General features: G+C 71.5%; 16 protein-coding genes. 1 reads left to right on the top strand and 15 read right to left on the bottom strand.

Annotated elements, in window-relative coordinates:
• Window positions 1-2: 2 nt before the first annotated feature.
• On the bottom strand, window positions 3-584 hold the full coding sequence (locus AB0898_RS05035; protein ID WP_366801427.1) for a GNAT family N-acetyltransferase: 582 nt from the start codon (window positions 582-584) through the stop codon (window positions 3-5).
• 76 nt (window positions 585-660) lie between these two features.
• On the opposite strand from AB0898_RS05035, the gene AB0898_RS05030 reads away from it, so the two are divergent.
• Entirely contained in the window at window positions 661-1617 is a 957-nt protein-coding gene (locus AB0898_RS05030; RefSeq protein WP_366801426.1) for an RluA family pseudouridine synthase, read from the top strand.
• Between the two features lie 36 nt (window positions 1618-1653).
• On the opposite strand, the gene AB0898_RS05025 is transcribed toward AB0898_RS05030, so the two are convergent.
• The 14 genes from AB0898_RS05025 to AB0898_RS04960 form a co-directional block, all read right to left on the bottom strand.
• Window positions 1654-3180 (bottom strand): cytochrome P450, encoded by a 1527-nt coding sequence (locus AB0898_RS05025; protein ID WP_366801425.1) that lies wholly within the window; start codon window positions 3178-3180, stop codon window positions 1654-1656.
• Between the two features lie 53 nt (window positions 3181-3233).
• The gene (locus tag AB0898_RS05020) at window positions 3234-3866 is read right to left on the bottom strand and encodes an ATP/GTP-binding protein (protein WP_366801423.1); all 633 of its coding nucleotides are present in this window, start codon (window positions 3864-3866) and stop codon (window positions 3234-3236) included.
• Entirely contained in the window at window positions 3847-4272 is a 426-nt protein-coding gene (locus AB0898_RS05015) for a DUF742 domain-containing protein (protein ID WP_366801422.1), read from the bottom strand. Before AB0898_RS05015 ends, AB0898_RS05020 begins: the two co-directional genes overlap by 20 nt.
• On the bottom strand, window positions 4269-4676 hold the full coding sequence (locus AB0898_RS05010; RefSeq protein WP_366801421.1) for a roadblock/LC7 domain-containing protein: 408 nt from the start codon (window positions 4674-4676) through the stop codon (window positions 4269-4271). Before AB0898_RS05010 ends, AB0898_RS05015 begins: the two co-directional genes overlap by 4 nt.
• Window positions 4673-6307, bottom strand: a complete 1635-nt coding sequence (locus AB0898_RS05005; RefSeq protein ID WP_366801420.1) for an ATP-binding protein — start codon at window positions 6305-6307, stop codon at window positions 4673-4675. The genes AB0898_RS05010 and AB0898_RS05005 overlap by 4 nt, the downstream gene beginning before the upstream one ends.
• 322 nt (window positions 6308-6629) lie before the next feature.
• Window positions 6630-9485: a DEAD/DEAH box helicase gene (locus AB0898_RS05000; protein ID WP_366801419.1), complete on the bottom strand. Its 2856-nt coding sequence runs from the start codon at window positions 9483-9485 to the stop codon at window positions 6630-6632.
• 133 nt (window positions 9486-9618) lie between these two features.
• Window positions 9619-10566, bottom strand: coding sequence for a twin-arginine translocase subunit TatC (gene tatC, locus AB0898_RS04995; RefSeq protein WP_366801418.1), 948 nt, complete (start codon window positions 10564-10566; stop codon window positions 9619-9621).
• A gap of 45 nt (window positions 10567-10611) precedes the next feature.
• A complete protein-coding gene (gene tatA, locus AB0898_RS04990) occupies window positions 10612-10893 on the bottom strand; it encodes a Sec-independent protein translocase subunit TatA (RefSeq protein ID WP_366801417.1) in 282 nt (93 codons plus the stop codon).
• Between the two features lie 264 nt (window positions 10894-11157).
• On the bottom strand, window positions 11158-11352 hold the full coding sequence (locus AB0898_RS04985) for a hypothetical protein (RefSeq protein ID WP_366801416.1): 195 nt from the start codon (window positions 11350-11352) through the stop codon (window positions 11158-11160).
• Window positions 11353-11427: 75 nt separating this feature from the next.
• Window positions 11428-11697: a hypothetical protein gene (locus AB0898_RS04980; protein WP_366801669.1), complete on the bottom strand. Its 270-nt coding sequence runs from the start codon at window positions 11695-11697 to the stop codon at window positions 11428-11430.
• Window positions 11698-11750: 53 nt separating this feature from the next.
• Window positions 11751-12818 (bottom strand): WYL domain-containing protein, encoded by a 1068-nt coding sequence (locus AB0898_RS04975; protein WP_366801415.1) that lies wholly within the window; start codon window positions 12816-12818, stop codon window positions 11751-11753.
• Window positions 12819-12838: 20 nt separating this feature from the next.
• Window positions 12839-13792 (bottom strand): WYL domain-containing protein, encoded by a 954-nt coding sequence (locus AB0898_RS04970; RefSeq protein ID WP_366801414.1) that lies wholly within the window; start codon window positions 13790-13792, stop codon window positions 12839-12841.
• A gap of 173 nt (window positions 13793-13965) precedes the next feature.
• Window positions 13966-14346: an FKBP-type peptidyl-prolyl cis-trans isomerase gene (locus AB0898_RS04965; protein WP_366801413.1), complete on the bottom strand. Its 381-nt coding sequence runs from the start codon at window positions 14344-14346 to the stop codon at window positions 13966-13968.
• Between the two features lie 90 nt (window positions 14347-14436).
• A complete protein-coding gene (locus AB0898_RS04960) occupies window positions 14437-15438 on the bottom strand; it encodes an FKBP-type peptidyl-prolyl cis-trans isomerase (protein ID WP_366801412.1) in 1002 nt (333 codons plus the stop codon).
• Between the last annotated feature and the right edge of the window lie 56 nt (window positions 15439-15494).

Genomic DNA, 15494 nt, shown 5'->3' with positions numbered 1-15494 from the left:
GGTCAGCCCTCGTTCACGCGCGCGTGCAGATGCATGTCGTGCCAGCCGTCCTGGTGCAGGACGAAGCTGCGCCGGGTGCCCTCCAGGTCGAACCCCGACTTCGTGGCGACCCGGCAGGACGCCTCGTTGGCGGTGGAGTGCGTGAGTTCCAGACGGTGGAAGCCGATCTCCTCGAACGCCCAGCGGGTGAGCGCCCGCGTGGCCGTCACCGCGACGCCCCGCCCGCGCGAGCGCGCCACCGTCCAGTAGGCGACCTCCGCGCAGCCGTCCTCCAGATGGATCTCGCGCAGCGCTACCCGGCCCACCACCTCGCCGGTGTCCGCGTCGGCCACGGCCCAGTTGGCCCGGCTCTCCCCCGGCCAGTCCCGCCGCCAGCGCTCGATCCACTCCGCGGCCTCGCCCTCGGACGCGGTGAACCTGCCGTGCCACTGGCGCTGCACCGGGTCCTGGAAGGCCGCGTGCACACCGGGGGCGTCCTCCTCGCGCCAGGGACGCAGGAGCAGACCGTCATCGGCCGGGATCACGGGCTGCGCAAGACGCGCGAGGGTTCCGGCGGGCAGTACCGGGGGTACGAGAATCGGCATGCGGGGCATCCTGCCAACGCCGCGCCCGCGGCGCACCGGGATTTCACCGGCGGCCGCCCCCGTACCCTTGGACCCGATGAGACGCCGTACCCCGCCCCCGCCCGCCCCGCTCCCCCAGCGCGGGGGAATCGACCCGGTGCGGGTGCGGCTGCCGGCCGGCGGGGCCTGGGCCACCGTGCGGGAACACCTGGTGGAACGGCTGACGGGCGCCGGGCCCGGGACGGTCGCCGCGATGTTCGAGGCCGGGCTGATCGTGGGGGCCGACGGACGCCCGGTCGCGCCCGACGCGCCGTACGAGCCGGGGATGTACGTGTGGTTCCACCGCGAGCATCCGCCGGAGGTGCCGGTGCCCTTCGCGGTGGAGGTGGTGTACCGGGACGAGCACATCGTGGTCGCCGACAAGCCGCACTTCCTCGCCACCACCCCGCGCGGCAGCCATGTCACCGAGACCGTGCTCGCCCGGCTCCGCCGTGACCTCGCACTGCCCGCGCTGAGCGCCGCGCACCGCCTGGACCGGCTCACCGCCGGACTGGTGCTGTTCACGGTGCGGCCCGGCGAACGGGGCGCCTACCAGACGCTGTTCCGCGACCGCCTGGTGCGCAAGGAGTACGAGGCGATCGCCCCGTACGATCCGGGGCTCGCCCTGCCCCGGACCGTACGCAGCCGGATCGTGAAGGAGCGCGGCACGCTGGCCGCGTTCGAGGTGCCCGGCGAGCCGAACGCCGAGACGCTGGTGGAGTGCGCCGAACACCGCGGGCGGGACGGCCTGGCGCGCTACCGGCTGCTGCCGCGCACCGGCCAGACCCACCAGCTGCGGGTCCATCTGAACACCCTCGGCGTCCCCATCCTCGGCGACCCGCTGTACCCGGAGGTGGCCGCCCCCGAGGTACCCGGTGCCTTCCGGCGCCCGCTGCAACTGCTCGCGCGCGAGCTGGAGTTCACCGACCCGGTGACGGGGGCGCGGCACGCGTTCACCAGCGGCCGCACGCTCCAGGCGTGGTCCGCACCCGACGCGTGGGCCGGGGCGGACTGACCCGGACCGGGCCCGCCCGCCCCCGCGCCGCCGGTGTCACTCGCCGACCCACCAGCGCATCAGCCGCCGCCACACGCTCTCCCGCCCGGACCCGGCGGCACCGGCCGGCTCCGGAACCCGGGCCGGCTCCGGGACCCGGGCGGACTCCGGGACCCGCGCGGACTCCCGTACGGGCACCGTCTCCCGCCGCGGCTCCGGCACCGCCGCCCTGACCGGCGCCGAGACCTGCCACTCCTCGCGCCGGCGCGGGACCGGGGACTGGCTGGGCGGCAGACTGACGTCCTGCTGGAGCGCGGGCTCGAACCGCACCGGCAGCGAGACCAGATGCCGGGAGGCGATGGAGGAGCGCCATCGCAGCTCCTCCTCCGGACAGTCCAGCCGGATGTCGGGCAGCCGGGTCAGCAGGGCGTCCACGCCGACGTCGGCGATGGCACGGCCGATGTCCTGCCCCGGGCACTCGTGCGGGCCGCCGCCGAAGGCCAGATGGGAGCGGTTGCCCTTCATCTGGGCCCGGGGATCGGACCGTACCCGGGGATCGACGTTTCCGGGGGCGGGTGCGAACAGCAGCCCGTCGCCCCTGCGGATGCGCTGGCCGCCCAGCTCGGTGTCCTGCTTGGCGTAGTAGCCGAGGACGGTGGAGAACGGCGGCTCGTCCCACAGGGACTGCTCGATGGCCTCGGCCACCGTCATCTGACCGCCGTTGAGCCGGGCGCGGAAGCCGGGCTCGGTGAGCACCATGCGCAGGGCGTTGGCGAGCAGGTTGGCGGTGGCCTCGTAGGCGGCGAAGAGGACGAGCCGCAGATGTTCGCGGACCTCGTCGTCGGTCAGGCCCGCCTCGTGGGTGACGAGGTGGCTGGTGAAGTCGTTCTCGGGGCGGGCGCGGCGGCGCAGGGTGAGCCGGCCGAGCGCCTCCATGACGTAGGCGTGGCTCTGGATGGCGGTGTCGGTGCCCTTGAGCGCGTCGCGGGCGGCCTGCACCATCCGGTCGTTGTACTCCTCGGGCATGCCGAGGATCGCGCACAGCGTGGCCATCGGCAGATGCTCGGCGAACTGCGGGACGAGGTCGGCGTGGCCGCGCTCGCAGAAGGCGTTGACCAGGCCCTGGGTGTAGCGGCCGATGGTACGGCGCATCTCACGGTGGTCGATGGTGGCCATCGCCGCGGTGACCGCGTCGCGCAGCCGCTGGTGCTCGGCGCCCTCGGCGTGCGAGCAGATGGGCTGCCAGGCGATGTGCGGCATCAGCGGGTGGTCGGACTTGACCTGGCCGTCGAGCAGCGGGGTCCAGATGCGGCTGTCGCGGCTGTACTGCGAGGGGCTGCGCACCATCTGGAGGTTCTCGGCGTGTCCGAGGACGACCCACATCGGCACGTCCTCGTGGAGGAGCGCGGGGGCCACCGGGCCGTACTGCTCGCGCAGGCATGCGTAGAGGTCGTCCAGGTCCTCGGCGCCGGGGCCGTGGAGCCGGTGCAGGGCGCCGGGCCCGAGGCCGTGCGCGGGGCAGCCGGGCGGCGGCCCGGCGGCCGGATCGTGGGTGCCGGTCGGGGGGTGGGGTTCAGGCGTCACAGTGTCGCTCCGGGACGGATGCGGATTACGGATGCGGGTCGGTGGGACGCGGGTCAGACCAGGGCTCCGGAGAGCGCGAGCGAGTGCAGGAACCGCATGAGGGTCAGCAGCACCTCCTTGCTGGAGGCCCGCCGTCGTACGTCGCACTCGACGATCGGGATGTTCTCGGCCAGGTCGAGCGCGGTGCGCAGCTCCTCGACGGGGTGCCGGGGCGCGTCCGGGAAGGAGTTGACGGCGACCACGAAGGGCACGCCGCGCTCCTCCAGCCGGCCCATGACGTCGAAGCTGACCTCGAGTCGGCGGGTGTCCACCAGGACGACCGCGCCGAGGGCGCCCTCGAAGAGCCGGTTCCACAGGAACCAGAAGCGCTCCTGGCCGGGGGTGCCGAAGAGGTAGAGCACCAGCTGCTCGGTGATGCCGATGCGGCCGAAGTCCATGGCCACGGTGGTGGCCGTCTTGGTGTCGGAGCCGTAGTCGTCGTCCACGCCGATGCCGGCCTGGGTCATGGTCTCCTCGGTGGTCAGCGGCCGGATGTCGCTGACGGAGCCGACCATGGTCGTCTTGCCGACGCCGAAGCCGCCCACGATCACGATCTTCACGGCGGCCTGCGCCGTGTGCGGGAGCCGGTCCTCGGTGCGCGGGCCGGGGATCGGGGCGCTCCGGGAGTCAGAGCCGTTGAAGTCCATGCATCACCGCTTCGAGGATGGAACGGTCGGGCCTCGCCTGCCGCACGATCGGGGCGCGCACCTGCACCAGTTCGGCCGTGATCAGTTCGGTGATCAGTACAGTCATCGCGCTGAACGGCAGTTTCAGATAGGCCGACAGTTCGGCCACGGACAAGGGGCTGCCGCAGAGCCGGAGCACGGCCGCCTGCTCGGGGGTGCCCGAGCGCGGCGGGGCGGAGCGCGCCACGACCAGGGTGACCAGGTCGAGGTGCATCCGTCCGCCGTCGCTGAGCCCGGTGAGGGCGTACAGCCGCTCCGGGTTGCCGGGGTTCTCCTCGCCCTCCGCGGGCGCGGCCGGCGTGGCGGCCACGGGCGGCGGGGAGGGCGGTTCCTTCGGCGCCCGCCGGGTGCGTCGCGGTGGAGTCATACGGTCTGCCCGTCCCGCCGGGGCGGACTGGTGAGGTGGGCACCGATCCGGACGACGAGGTCGCGCATCATGCCGCTCATCCGGCCCGGTTCGCACACCACGTCGGCGAGCACCGCGAGGTAGGCGTTGTCGCCGGCGGCCATGAGGTAGAAGTAGCCGCCGTCGATCTCGATGACGACGAGCTTCATCTCCCCGCTGCTGCCGGGCAGTTCCTGGGCGACGGCCCCGGCCAGGCTCTGAACTCCCGCGCAGGCGGCGGCCATCCGGTCGGCGGCGTCCGGGTCGCCGCCGTAGCGGGCGATGCGCAGTCCGTCCGCGGAGAGGACCACGATCATCTCGATGCCCGGCACACCGTCGTGCAGCTGCTTGAGCATCCAGTCGAAGTTCGCGCGCTGCTGGATCACTTGAGGTCCCCCTCGTCGCCGGCTTCCGTGTCGGCCGAGTCGTTGATCAGATGCAGATAGGCGGTCGGGTTCCGCGTGAAGTCGGTCGGGTGAACCCCCGGGTTGTCCTTCTTCAGCCCCTCCCAGAAGGCGTCGACCCACAGACCGGGCTCCCGGTCGAGCAGCTTCTGCCGCTCGGGGTCGATCTCGGGCTCCGGCTCCGGCTTGGGCTGGGACCAGATGGTGGGCCTGCCCTCGGCCTCGGCGCGCTCGATGGCCTCCTGCTCGGCGTACCGCTGGGCGAGCGGGGTCTTCACCCGGCTGCGGCGCTGCGGCAGCCCGCCCGCCGTCCACTCGGTGACCTCGGGGACGTCGTCCTCCAGGGAGACACCGGCGGGGATGCGGGGGCTGGTGGGGCGGCGCTTCTTGGGCGGCCGCTTGGGGCCTTCCAGGGCGCCGAGTTCGGGCATGGGTACGGCGGTGGCGCCGATGCCGTGGGCGACGCCCACACCGGGTTCGGTGGTGGTCATGTTGCGCGGCACCATGAGGATGGCGCGGACGCCGCCGTACGCGGAGGCGCGCAGCGAGACGTCCATGTGGAACGAGGTGCACAGCCGGCCGACGACCGCGAGGCCGAGCCGGGGGTTCTCACCGAGGGAGTCGGCGTCGTCCGCCTGCTTGGCGTCGTCGATCATCTTCTCGATGCGGGCCCGGGACTCCTCGCTGAGGCTGACGCCCGCGTCCTCGATCTCGATGACGACACCGCTCTGCACCTCCACGGCGGTGACGTGCACCTTGGCCGTGGGCGGCGAGTAGCGCGTGGCGTTGTCGAGGAGTTCGGCGGCCGCGTGGATGATCGGCTCGACCGAGGTGCCCTTGATGTTGATGTTGACGATCGAACTCAGGTTGATGCGCGGGAACTCCAGGATGCGGGACATCGCACCGCGCAGCACGCTGTACAGCGACACGGGCTTGGGCCACTGACGCCCGGGGCGGCCGCCGCCGATGACGGAGATGGTGTCGGCGAGGCGGCCGATCAGCGCGGTGCCGTGGTCGATGCGCAGCAGGTCGTCGAAGACCTCGGGGCTGCGGCCGTGGTCCTCCTCCATCTCCCTGAGTTCCTTGGCCTGTTGGTGCACGATGGCCTGGACGCGGCGGGCGATGGTGACGAACGCGCGCTCGGAGGCGTCGCGCATCGAGATCTCGCGGTCCACGGCGCGCAGGGTCGCGCGGAGCAGATCGCGCTGCGAGCGGGGCATGTCGCGCAGTTCAGGGCTGTTGAGGACTCTGGGCATGACCTCGTGGTAGATGTCGCCGCCGCGCAGCCGCCGTACCGCCTCCGGCAGCACCTCGTTGGTCAGCCGGTCGAGCTGTGCGTCATGGCCGGCGACGCGCTGCTCCAAGTAGGCGGTGTGCCGGGCATGTTCGGCCCGCACCGCCCGCAACTCCCGCGCGCGCCGCACGGCTTCACCGGCCGTGACGAGCACCAGCAGCGTGGCCACGGCCCCGCAGCAGGCGACGGCGATGCGGGCGGCGGCCGGCACCAGGGCGACGGCCCCGGCGGTCACGGCGATCATCAGCAGACCGGGTGGCAACAACACGCGTGCGTAAGGACGTTCACGGACACCGGGAGGTTTCTGAACACTCACCATGGATGCCTTCTGGGACGAACCGTATGTTTGGGTACAGGCACCCGAATTCATCTCAACCGGGTGCGCCGCGGGCGAGCTTAGTCCGACCGGATCATCGCGGTGTCATATTCGGCAAGCACCTGAAATCGCCCCGGTACCGGGAGTAACCTCAACCCCATTTACACGCAGGGAAGTTAATCGAACACACTAGGTAGTGACGTTCGGGCATGCGAAAGGCCAACCGCCACATCTCAAGACAGAGAAGGACAGTTGGCCTTTCTTTTTCAGGGGCGCGGGGAACTGCGCGACAAGCCGCACACAACCCGCACCCTCCCGACGACGATCACCCCACGGACGAGTAGGCCACCACACCCCGCAGCAACTGATCAACAGCCTTACGCGCGTTCTTGGCCACCGTCGATCCCTCCGAAGGAGGAGCCGCCGCGGAGATCTGACCCAGCACGTCGATCACCTGCTTGGTCCACCGCACGAAGTCCCCCGCTGGCATCTCCGCCTCCCGCAGCACCTCGTCGAGCCCCTTCCCCGAGGCCCACTGATGGGCGACCCACGCGAACCCGAGATCCGGCTCCCGCTGCCCCACACCCTCCGTCTGGCTGATCCCGAAGTCCTCTTCGAGCGCGTCGAGCCGCCCCCAGATCCGCACCATCTCGCCGAGCGCCGCCTTCGCGTTGCCCGAGGGCAGCTTGGGTGCCATCGCATCGTCCGCGACACGCGACTCGTACACCAACGCCGAGACGCACGCGGCGAGTTCGGCCGGGCTGAGCCCCTCCCAGACGCCCTCGCGCAGACACTCGCTGGCGAGCAGGTCGAGTTCGCCGTAGAGCCGGGCGAGCCGGCGCCCGTGCTCGGTGACCTCGTCGCCGCGCAGATAGTCCAGCTCGGTCAGCAGCGCCACGATCCGGTCGAAGGTGCGCGCGATGGTGTTCGTACGGCCCTCGATGCGCCGCTCCAGCTGCGAGGTGTCGCGCTGCAGCCGGTGGTGGCGCTCGGCCCAGCGGGCGTGGTCCTCGCGGTCGTCGCAGCCGTGGCAGGGGTGGGCGCGGATGGCCGTGCGCAGCCGGGCGATCTCCCGGTCGTCGGCGGCCTGCGAACGCTTCTTGCGGGCCCGCTCCGGCGGGATGTGCCCGGCCTTGGTGCGCAGCGCGGAGGCGAGGTCCCGGCGGGACTGCGGGGAGCGCGCGTTGAACGTCTTCGGGATGCGCATCCGGTCCAGCGCCTCCACCGGGACGGGGAAGTCGATGGACGCCAGCCGCTTGACCTGCCGTTCGGCGGTGAGCACCAGCGGGCGGGGCCCGTCGTGGTGGTCGAAGCCGCGGTGGCCGCCGGTGCGTCCGGCGGGCAGGCCGGGGTCGAGGACCAGGGCGAGGCCCGCGTACTTTCCGGTGGGCACGTGGATGATGTCGCCCGGCTTGAGCTTCTCCAGCGCGACGGCGGCCTCCGCGCGCCGCTGGTTGGCGCCCTGCCGGGCCAGCTCGGTCTCGCGGTCCTTCAGCTCGCGGCGCAGTCGCGCGTACTCGTCGAAGTCGCCGAGGTGGCAGGTCATGGACTCCTTGTAGCCCTCCAGACCCTCCTCGTTGCGCTGCACCTGCCGGGAGATCCCGACCACCGACTTGTCGGCCTGGAACTGCGCGAACGACGTCTCCAGGAGCTCGCGCGAGCGGTGCCGCCCGAACTGCTCGACCAGGTTGACCGCCATGTTGTACGACGGCTTGAAGCTGGAGCGCAGCGGATAGGTGCGGGTGCCCGCGAGCCCGGCCAGGTGCTCGGGGCTCATCCCCCGCTGCCACAGCACCACGGCATGGCCCTCGACGTCGATGCCGCGCCGTCCCGCACGGCCGGTGAGCTGGGTGTACTCGCCCGGGGTGATGTCGGCGTGCTGTTCGCCGTTCCACTTGACGAGCTTCTCCAGCACGACCGAACGCGCGGGCATGTTGATGCCGAGCGCCAGGGTCTCGGTGGCGAAGACGGCCTTGACCAGGCCGCGCACGAACAGCTCCTCCACGACCTCCTTGAAGGTCGGCAGCATGCCCGCGTGGTGGGCGGCGATGCCCCGCTCCAGGCCCTCCAGCCACTCGTAGTAGCCGAGGACGTGCAGGTCCTCCGGCGGGATGTTGGCGGTGCGCTCCTCGACCAGGGCGCGGACCTGTTCCCGCTCCTCCTCGTCGTTGAGCCGGAGCCCCGCGTACAGACACTGCTGGACGGCGGCCTCGCAGGCCGCGCGGCTGAAGATGAAGGTGATGGCGGGCAGCAGGCCCTCGGCGTCGAGGCGCTCGATGACCTCCGGCCGGCTCGGCGTCCACACCCGCGAGCGCTGCCTGCGCTCGCGCTCCCGGTCGGCCTCGCGCATGGCACGGCCGCGCCTGCGGTCCTGGTACGAGGGCCGGGTGGCCTCCATGCGGGCGAGGCGGGCGAGGTCGGGGTTGACGGCCTTCTTGTGGCCCTCGCCCTCCTCGAACAGGTCGTACATCCGCCGTCCGGCGAGCACGTGCTGGAACAGCGGCACGGGCCGGTGCTCGGAGACGATCACCTCGGTGTCGCCGCGCACGGTGTCCAGCCAGTCGCCGAACTCCTCGGCGTTGGACACGGTCGCCGACAGCGAGACCAGCGTGACCGACTCGGGCAGATGGATGATCACCTCTTCCCAGACGGCGCCCCGGAAGCGGTCGGAGAGGTAGTGCACCTCGTCCATGACCACATATCCGAGGCCGAGGAGGGTCTGGGAACCAGCGTACAGCATGTTCCGCAGCACCTCGGTCGTCATGACGACGATCGGGGCGTCGGAGTTGACGCTGTTGTCACCGGTGAGGAGGCCGACCTTGTCGGCGCCGTAGCGGCGGCACAGGTCGGCGTACTTCTGGTTCGACAGCGCCTTGATGGGTGTCGTGTAGAAGCACTTCTTGCCCTGCTCCAGGGCGAGGTGGACGGCGAACTCGCCGACGATCGTCTTGCCGGAGCCGGTGGGTGCGGCCACCAGCACGCCCTTGCCGCCTTCGAGTGCCTGACAGGCCTCGATCTGGAAGGGGTCGAGGCCGAAGTCGTACATCTCGCGGAAGTCCGCGAGCGCGGTGGCCTGCTCGGCGGCCCGCACTCGGGATGCCGCGTACCGCTCGGCCGGTGAGAGGTCCTCTGTCATCGTGCTTTCGAGCGTACCGGGCCACACCGACAACAGGACGATCATTATCCGGAAGTCGGGGGATCCATGCGGATCCGGGGAGCTCCGGGGGCCGGCCGGAAACGCGGATGCCCCCGTCCCAGGTGGGAGGGGGGCATCCGGTGAAAGTGCCGTAGCCGCGTTCCATGCGCGGCGGCGCTCAGGTCACGTCGTCGTAGTCGCCCGACCGCTCCCCGCTCGCCTGCTCGGGCAGCGCGCGGCCGGTGCGGAGGGGCTCGACCTCTCCTATGGCCTCGGGGGTGAGGTCCAGCTCGGAGGCCTCGTCGTCGGCCGGTCCGGCGGCCAGGCGGCGGGCCTTGCGGCGGTCGTTGAGCAGCGAGAAGGCGACCGCGCCGAAGTACAGCACCCAGATCGGGGCGGCGAGCGCCAGCATCGTCAGCGGGTCGGTGCTGGGGGTGGCGACGGCGGCGAACACGGTGATGCCGAGGATCATCCCGCGCCACCAGCCGAGCATCCGCTTGCCGGTGAGCACGCCGGTCAGGTTGAGCAGGATCAGCAGCAGCGGCAGTTCGAAAGAGAGCCCGAAGACGAGCACCATGCGCATGACGACGCCGAGCAGCTCGTCCAGGGGCAGCAGGTTGTCGGCGCCCTCCGGAGTGAACCCGATCAGGACCTTCGCGGAGGTGGGCAGCACCTTGTACGCGAAGTAGGCGCCGGCGAAGAAGAGGGGCGCGCCGGTGGCGACGAAGCCGAGCGCGTACTTCCTCTCGTGCCGGTGCAGACCCGGCGAGATGAAGGCCCACAGCTGGTACAGCCACACCGGGGAGGCACCCACGACACCGGCCATGAGGGAGACCTTCAGCGCCAGCGTGAACGGTCCGAGCAGACCGCTGACCGTGATCCGCGCACAGGACTGGTTCTTGTGCGCCGTGGCCATTTCGGCGAAAGACTTGGTGCAGCCGACCGAATCCATGATCGGCCTGGTGACGACATTGACGATGTCGTCGTAGTAGAAGGCGGCGAAACACGTCACCACGGCGACGGCCAGCAGCGCCTTCGCAAGCCGGTTGCGCAGCTCACGCAGGTGGTCCGCCAGGGGCATCCGCCCCTCGGGGTCCTTCTCCTGCTTGCGGGCAGACTTGAGCAACCCACGTCCTCATCTCGTGCGGCAGGCCGGGGGTCCGGCCGCGGGTCAGCGCTGGGTGGTGTCCGTCGGCTCGTTGACCGGACGCGAGCTGTTCACGTCGCCCGGGGCGGCCTGGATGGTGCGCTGCGCGGGGGGCTGCTCGCCGGTGTCCGCCGGACCGGCCTGGCTGTTGCCGCCGTCTTCCTTCATGGCCTTGGCCTCGCTCTTGAGGATGCGCGCGGACTTGCCGAGCGAGCGGGCCATGTCCGGAAGCTTCTTCGCGCCGAACAGCAGGATGATGACGACGAGGAGGAGAATGATCTCGGGGGCTCCGAGCCTTCCGAACATAAGTCTTTACCTTCTCACCGAGGCGGCTGGGTGGGGGCTTGTCCGACCAGTCGGGCAGGCGTCCGAGCGATCGTGGTCGCGGCGATCGTAACGCTCAGAGGTGAACGCGAAGCGATCCCCGCGCATCGTCCCGGTCCGCGATGCGAGCCTCGTTTCGCGCACCGCGAGAAGCAGCGTACCTGGCCGCCCCGGTCGTCCGACAGGGAGGAGGGGCGCCCCGCCCTTGGTACGGCCGGGGCCCGGGGTGTCCGGGGATGGCGGACGTCACAGCGTGTCGGCGGCCCGTGCCGCGCTCACCGCGGCCCGCTCCAGGTCCTCCGCCGCCCGGCCGATGCGGTCGGCGGACCGCGCGACCTGCTCCCCGAGGCCCCGCGCCGCCAGGAACACCCGGACGGCGAGCACCCCCAGGACGAGAAGACCCAGGAAACCCACGGCTACCGCGAACATCGGCCAGAACATGCCGAAGAGCCTAGACGGTTCCGGACGGCCGGCAGCTCACGGTCACGGTCTACGCGGTGGAGTGCGGCCTCCGGTCTACGCGGTGGAGTGCAGCCGCAGCGTCCGCACCCCGCCGCCGGTCAGCAGCTCCACGATCCGCTCGCCGGCCGGCTTGCGCACCGCCGCCCCGCAGCCGGGGCAGGTGAAGGCGTAGAAGGTGGTGCGGCTGGAGGCCCCGATGGCCAGGCGCAGCGCGCTCGCGGCGAGTTCGAAGCGGCCCCGGCAGTCCGGGCAGCCCGCCTTGAACACGACCGGTACCACGCGCCGCATCCCGGCGAAGGCGGCGGCCACCGTCATCCCCCGCATCCCCGTCCCCCGGCCGCCGCCCGCCGTCCGGGCCTCCGGCACCGAAACCTCGCTCACAGCCCCCGCTCCCCCCGCTGGTCCGTCCCGTCCGCGCCGCCGGACACCCCCTCCGGCCGGCCGTCGGCGCGGTCACCGGTGTCGTACGACTCGTACGCGGCCAGCGCCTCGCGGGCCGCCCGGCGGGCGCTGTCGGCCAGTTCGGGCGGCGAGACGATCCGGCCGTCGCGGCCGAGCCGCAGGGCGAGCCGCCTGAGCGAGGCCGGATCGGGGGTGCGCAGAGTGATACGCAGCCCGCCGTCGGGAAGCTCATCGGCGCTGTCGTGCGGGTAGTACTCGGCGACCCAGCGGCCGCCCGGGCCGACCTCGACGACGACCTCGGGGTCCTCGGCGGCCGGCTGCACCAGCGCCTCGGAGAGGTCGCGGGGTGCTATCTCGGGCGGCGCGGACGGCTCGTCCAGGATGCGGATCTCGGCCACCCGGTCGAGGCGGAAGGTGCGGCGCGCCTCGGAGCGGCGGCACCACGCCTCGACGTAGGTGTGGCCGACGCTGACGAGCCGGATGGGGTCGATCTCCCGCTCGGTCAGCTCGTCGCGGGCCGGGGAGTAGTAGCGGATCCAGAGTCTGCGGCGCTCGGAGATGGCCCGGTCCACGTCGGCGAAGACGCCGCCCTCGGACTCGAAGGTCACCGAAAGGCGTGAGCTGGCCCCGGCCGCGTCGCCCGCCGCGGTCTCCACCTTGGCGGTGGCGCGCACCAGCGCCTGCCGGTCGCTCTCGCGCAGTCCGGGCAGGGTGGCCACCGCGCGGGCGGCCACCAGGAGCGCGGTCGCCTCGTCGGCGGCCAGCCGCAGCGGCTCGGCGGCGTCCGCGCCGAGGGCGGCGGGGTTGTGCCACCAGATGCGCTCGCCGTCGGTGTCGATGTCGAGGAGGTCGCCGCCCCGGAAGCTGGTGCCGCACATGGGCAGCACGTCGAGGTCGGAGACCAGTTCGTCCTCGGTGATGCCGAAGGCGCGCGCCACGTCCGCGATCCGGGCGCCGGGGCGCTCACGCAGATACGTCACCAGGGACAGCATCCGCCGGGTCTGGTCGATGGCGCTCGCGGGCCTGACCGCTTTTCCTGCCATGGTTGTGCTCCGCTCCCCCATCAGCCCTTGGCCACGGCACGCAGCCGGTCCACCACGTCCGCGCGCAGCTCGGCCGGTTCCAGCACCACCACGTCGGGCCCGAACTCCACCAGCCAGGCGTCGAGCCCGTGCCCGTACGGAATCTCCAGCTCGTCCCAGCCGTCGCCCAGGTCGCGGACCTTGACGGCCTTCGCGCGCAGCGGGTATCCGGCGCCCGAGCGCAGCCGGATCAGCGCGGAGCGGTCGGCGCTCTCGCCCGCCCAGCCGGCCACGGTCTCGCGCACGGTGACGACGTCGGGCACGGGCGCGGTGAAGCCGGTGCCGCGCGCGCGGACCTTGCCGGTGATCCGGGAGAGCCGGAAGACGCGCTCGGCGCCCCGGTCGCGGTCCCAGCCCGCGAGGTACCAGTGGCCGCGCCAGCACTCCAGGGCCCACGGCTCGACGTGCCGGGGCTCGGGGTGGGCGGCGGAGGCCTTGCGGTAGTCGAAGAGCACCGGGCGGCGGTCGCGGCAGGCCAGCATCAGCGGCTCGAAGGCGGCCTCGTGCACCGGGATGCGCGGCTCCAGGGCGCTGTGCGCGCCGTAGGGGTCGACGTCCTCGGGCAGTCCGGCCGCGCGCAGCTTCTGCAGGGCGCCGCTGGCGGCGCCGGCGAGCCGGGCCTGCTGCCAGACCTTGGCGGCGAGCCCGAGGGCGGCGGCCTCCTCGGCGTCCAGGGTGATGGGCGGCAGCCGGTTGCTGTCGCTGCGGGCGAGGTAGCCGACCTCGCCCTCGATGTTCTCGACGGTCTCGATGACGAGACCCAGCTCGCGCAGATCGTCCTTGTCCCGCTCGAACATACGGTTGAAGGCGTCGTCCGAGCCCGCTTCCAGGTACGCCTCGATGGACTCGCGCAGCTCGCGCTTGCTGAGCGGCCGCCGTGTGCCGAGCAGGCACAGCGCGAGATTCATCAGCCGCTCGGCCTTGGCAATGGCCATCGACGCCCTTCGCCTTCCTCTGGTGCTTCCGATCGTCGACCGTACCGCTCAGCGGTGGCGCGGCAAAAGCCAGAACAAAGAACAAGGGCCATTACGGACAGCAAAGGTCAAAAAAGAAGGGCCCGTACCCACGGTACGAGCCCTTCCTCGATCAGATCCGGTCAGTCACCGGGTCAGCGCTTGCCCACGCCCACCAGGTCGCAGACGAAGATCAGCGTCTCGCCCGGGGCGATCGCGCCACCGGCACCGCGGTCGCCGTAGGCCAGGTGCGCCGGGATGATCAGCTGGCGGCGGCCGCCGACCTTCATGCCCTGCACGCCCTTGTCCCAGCCCTGGATGACCTGGCCGACACCGAGCTGGAACTCCAGCGGCGTACCGCGGTTCCAGGAGGCGTCGAACTCCTCACCGGTGGAGAACGCGACACCCACGTAGTGGACCTTGACGAAGTCGCCCGCCTGAGCGACCTCGCCGTCGCCCTCCCAGATCTCCTTGATGTCGAGGTCGGCCGGCGGCTCGCCGCCCGGGAAGTCGATCTCCGGCTTGTCGATGTTCACGTCAAAAGCTCCTGCTTGTGTACGACACGTAACACGGACAGTCTTTCATTCCCCCCGGCTCCGCCACCCCGCACGGGGCACCCCGCCGACCTACATCGCGGCCAGGATGTCCACCGTGAAGACCAGCGTGGAACCCTTCTTGATGTCCCCGCCGGCGGGCGGGTTGTCGCCGTAGGCCAGGTCCGGCGGCACCACGACGAGGACGCGGCTGCCGACCTTCTTGCCCGTGATCCCCTGCGCCAGCCCCTTGACGACCTGCTCCATCTGCTCCACCGAGAACTGGCTCAGCCGCCCGGTGCCGTACGTCTGCTGGAACACCTTGCCCGTGTCCCACACCAGGCCCTGGAACTGGCACAGCACCGTCTGGTCCTTCTTGACCGGCTTCCCGTCGCCCTCCAGCACGTAGTTCGACACCAGCTTCTTCGGCGGCGCCGACTTCGGGATGGTCACCTTCGGCGTGGCGCCGTCGGTGTTCGTGGCCACCTTCGGCAGCGCCGCGTCGTTCTGCGGGACCGCGTCGCCCTTCGCCGAACTCTTGGAGTTGAAGGAGTCGATCACGTCGATGACGAACACCAGCGTGTCCGTGCCCTTGATCCCCGCCTGCGAGTTTCCCGACTCGCCGTACCCCCACGTCGGCGGCACCGCGATCTCCACCCGGCTGCCGGTCTTCTTCCCCGTCAGCGCGTACCGCCAGCCGTCGATGATGCTGCCCTGCGCCAGCTGGATCACCAGCGGCTGCCGGTCGTAGGAGTTGTCGAAGACCTTGCCCGAGCTCCAGATCTGCCCCAGGTAGTTCGCCTCGACGAAGTCGTTCTCCGCGACCGTACGGCCGTTGCCCGCGATGACCGTGCGCACCGCCAGGTTCTTCGACGGCTCCCCCTCGCCCTTCGCCACCGTCGGCTTCTGGCCGAACTCCTTGCCCGCCGTGATCGCCGGCACCGGCCCGTCCACGATCTTCGGCGGCGGCGCGGACGACGCCGACGGAGACGGAGACGCGCTCGCCTTGCTGGACTTCGAATCCCCGTCGCCGCACCCGGCGAGCGTGACCAGTCCTGCGGGAACGGCGGCAAGGAGCAGTGAACGTCGGCGCACGGAGATGCCTCGTAATCGGTCGATCTTGCGGTTGGCGTGCGCGCAACTCTACGGCG

It is taken from the genome of Streptomyces sp. NPDC005435 (assembly GCF_040703155.1).
Classification (GTDB): domain Bacteria; phylum Actinomycetota; class Actinomycetes; order Streptomycetales; family Streptomycetaceae; genus Streptomyces.
Note: the sequence above shows the minus strand (reverse complement) of the source record. Positions and strands in the feature narration are given on the sequence as shown.

Bases quoted from the DNA above. Each gene is read 5' to 3' on its own strand.
- AB0898_RS05000 (WP_366801419.1), bottom strand. From the start codon at position 9,485: ATGATCGTCCTGTTGTCGGTGTGGCCCGGTACGCTCGAAAGCACGATG.
- AB0898_RS05015 (WP_366801422.1), bottom strand. From the start codon at position 4,272: ATGACTCCACCGCGACGCACCCGGCGGGCGCCGAAGGAACCGCCCTCC.
- AB0898_RS04980 (WP_366801669.1), bottom strand. From the start codon at position 11,697: ATGCGGGGGATGACGGTGGCCGCCGCCTTCGCCGGGATGCGGCGCGTG.
- AB0898_RS05035 (WP_366801427.1), bottom strand. From the start codon at position 584: ATGCCGATTCTCGTACCCCCGGTACTGCCCGCCGGAACCCTCGCGCGT.
- AB0898_RS05020 (WP_366801423.1), bottom strand. From the start codon at position 3,866: ATGGACTTCAACGGCTCTGACTCCCGGAGCGCCCCGATCCCCGGCCCG.
- AB0898_RS05030 (WP_366801426.1), top strand. From the start codon at position 661: ATGAGACGCCGTACCCCGCCCCCGCCCGCCCCGCTCCCCCAGCGCGGG.
- AB0898_RS05005 (WP_366801420.1), bottom strand. From the start codon at position 6,307: ATGGTGAGTGTTCAGAAACCTCCCGGTGTCCGTGAACGTCCTTACGCA.
- AB0898_RS04975 (WP_366801415.1), bottom strand. From the start codon at position 12,818: ATGGCAGGAAAAGCGGTCAGGCCCGCGAGCGCCATCGACCAGACCCGG.
- AB0898_RS04985 (WP_366801416.1), bottom strand. From the start codon at position 11,352: ATGTTCTGGCCGATGTTCGCGGTAGCCGTGGGTTTCCTGGGTCTTCTC.
- tatA (WP_366801417.1), bottom strand. From the start codon at position 10,893: ATGTTCGGAAGGCTCGGAGCCCCCGAGATCATTCTCCTCCTCGTCGTC.
- AB0898_RS04970 (WP_366801414.1), bottom strand. From the start codon at position 13,792: ATGGCCATTGCCAAGGCCGAGCGGCTGATGAATCTCGCGCTGTGCCTG.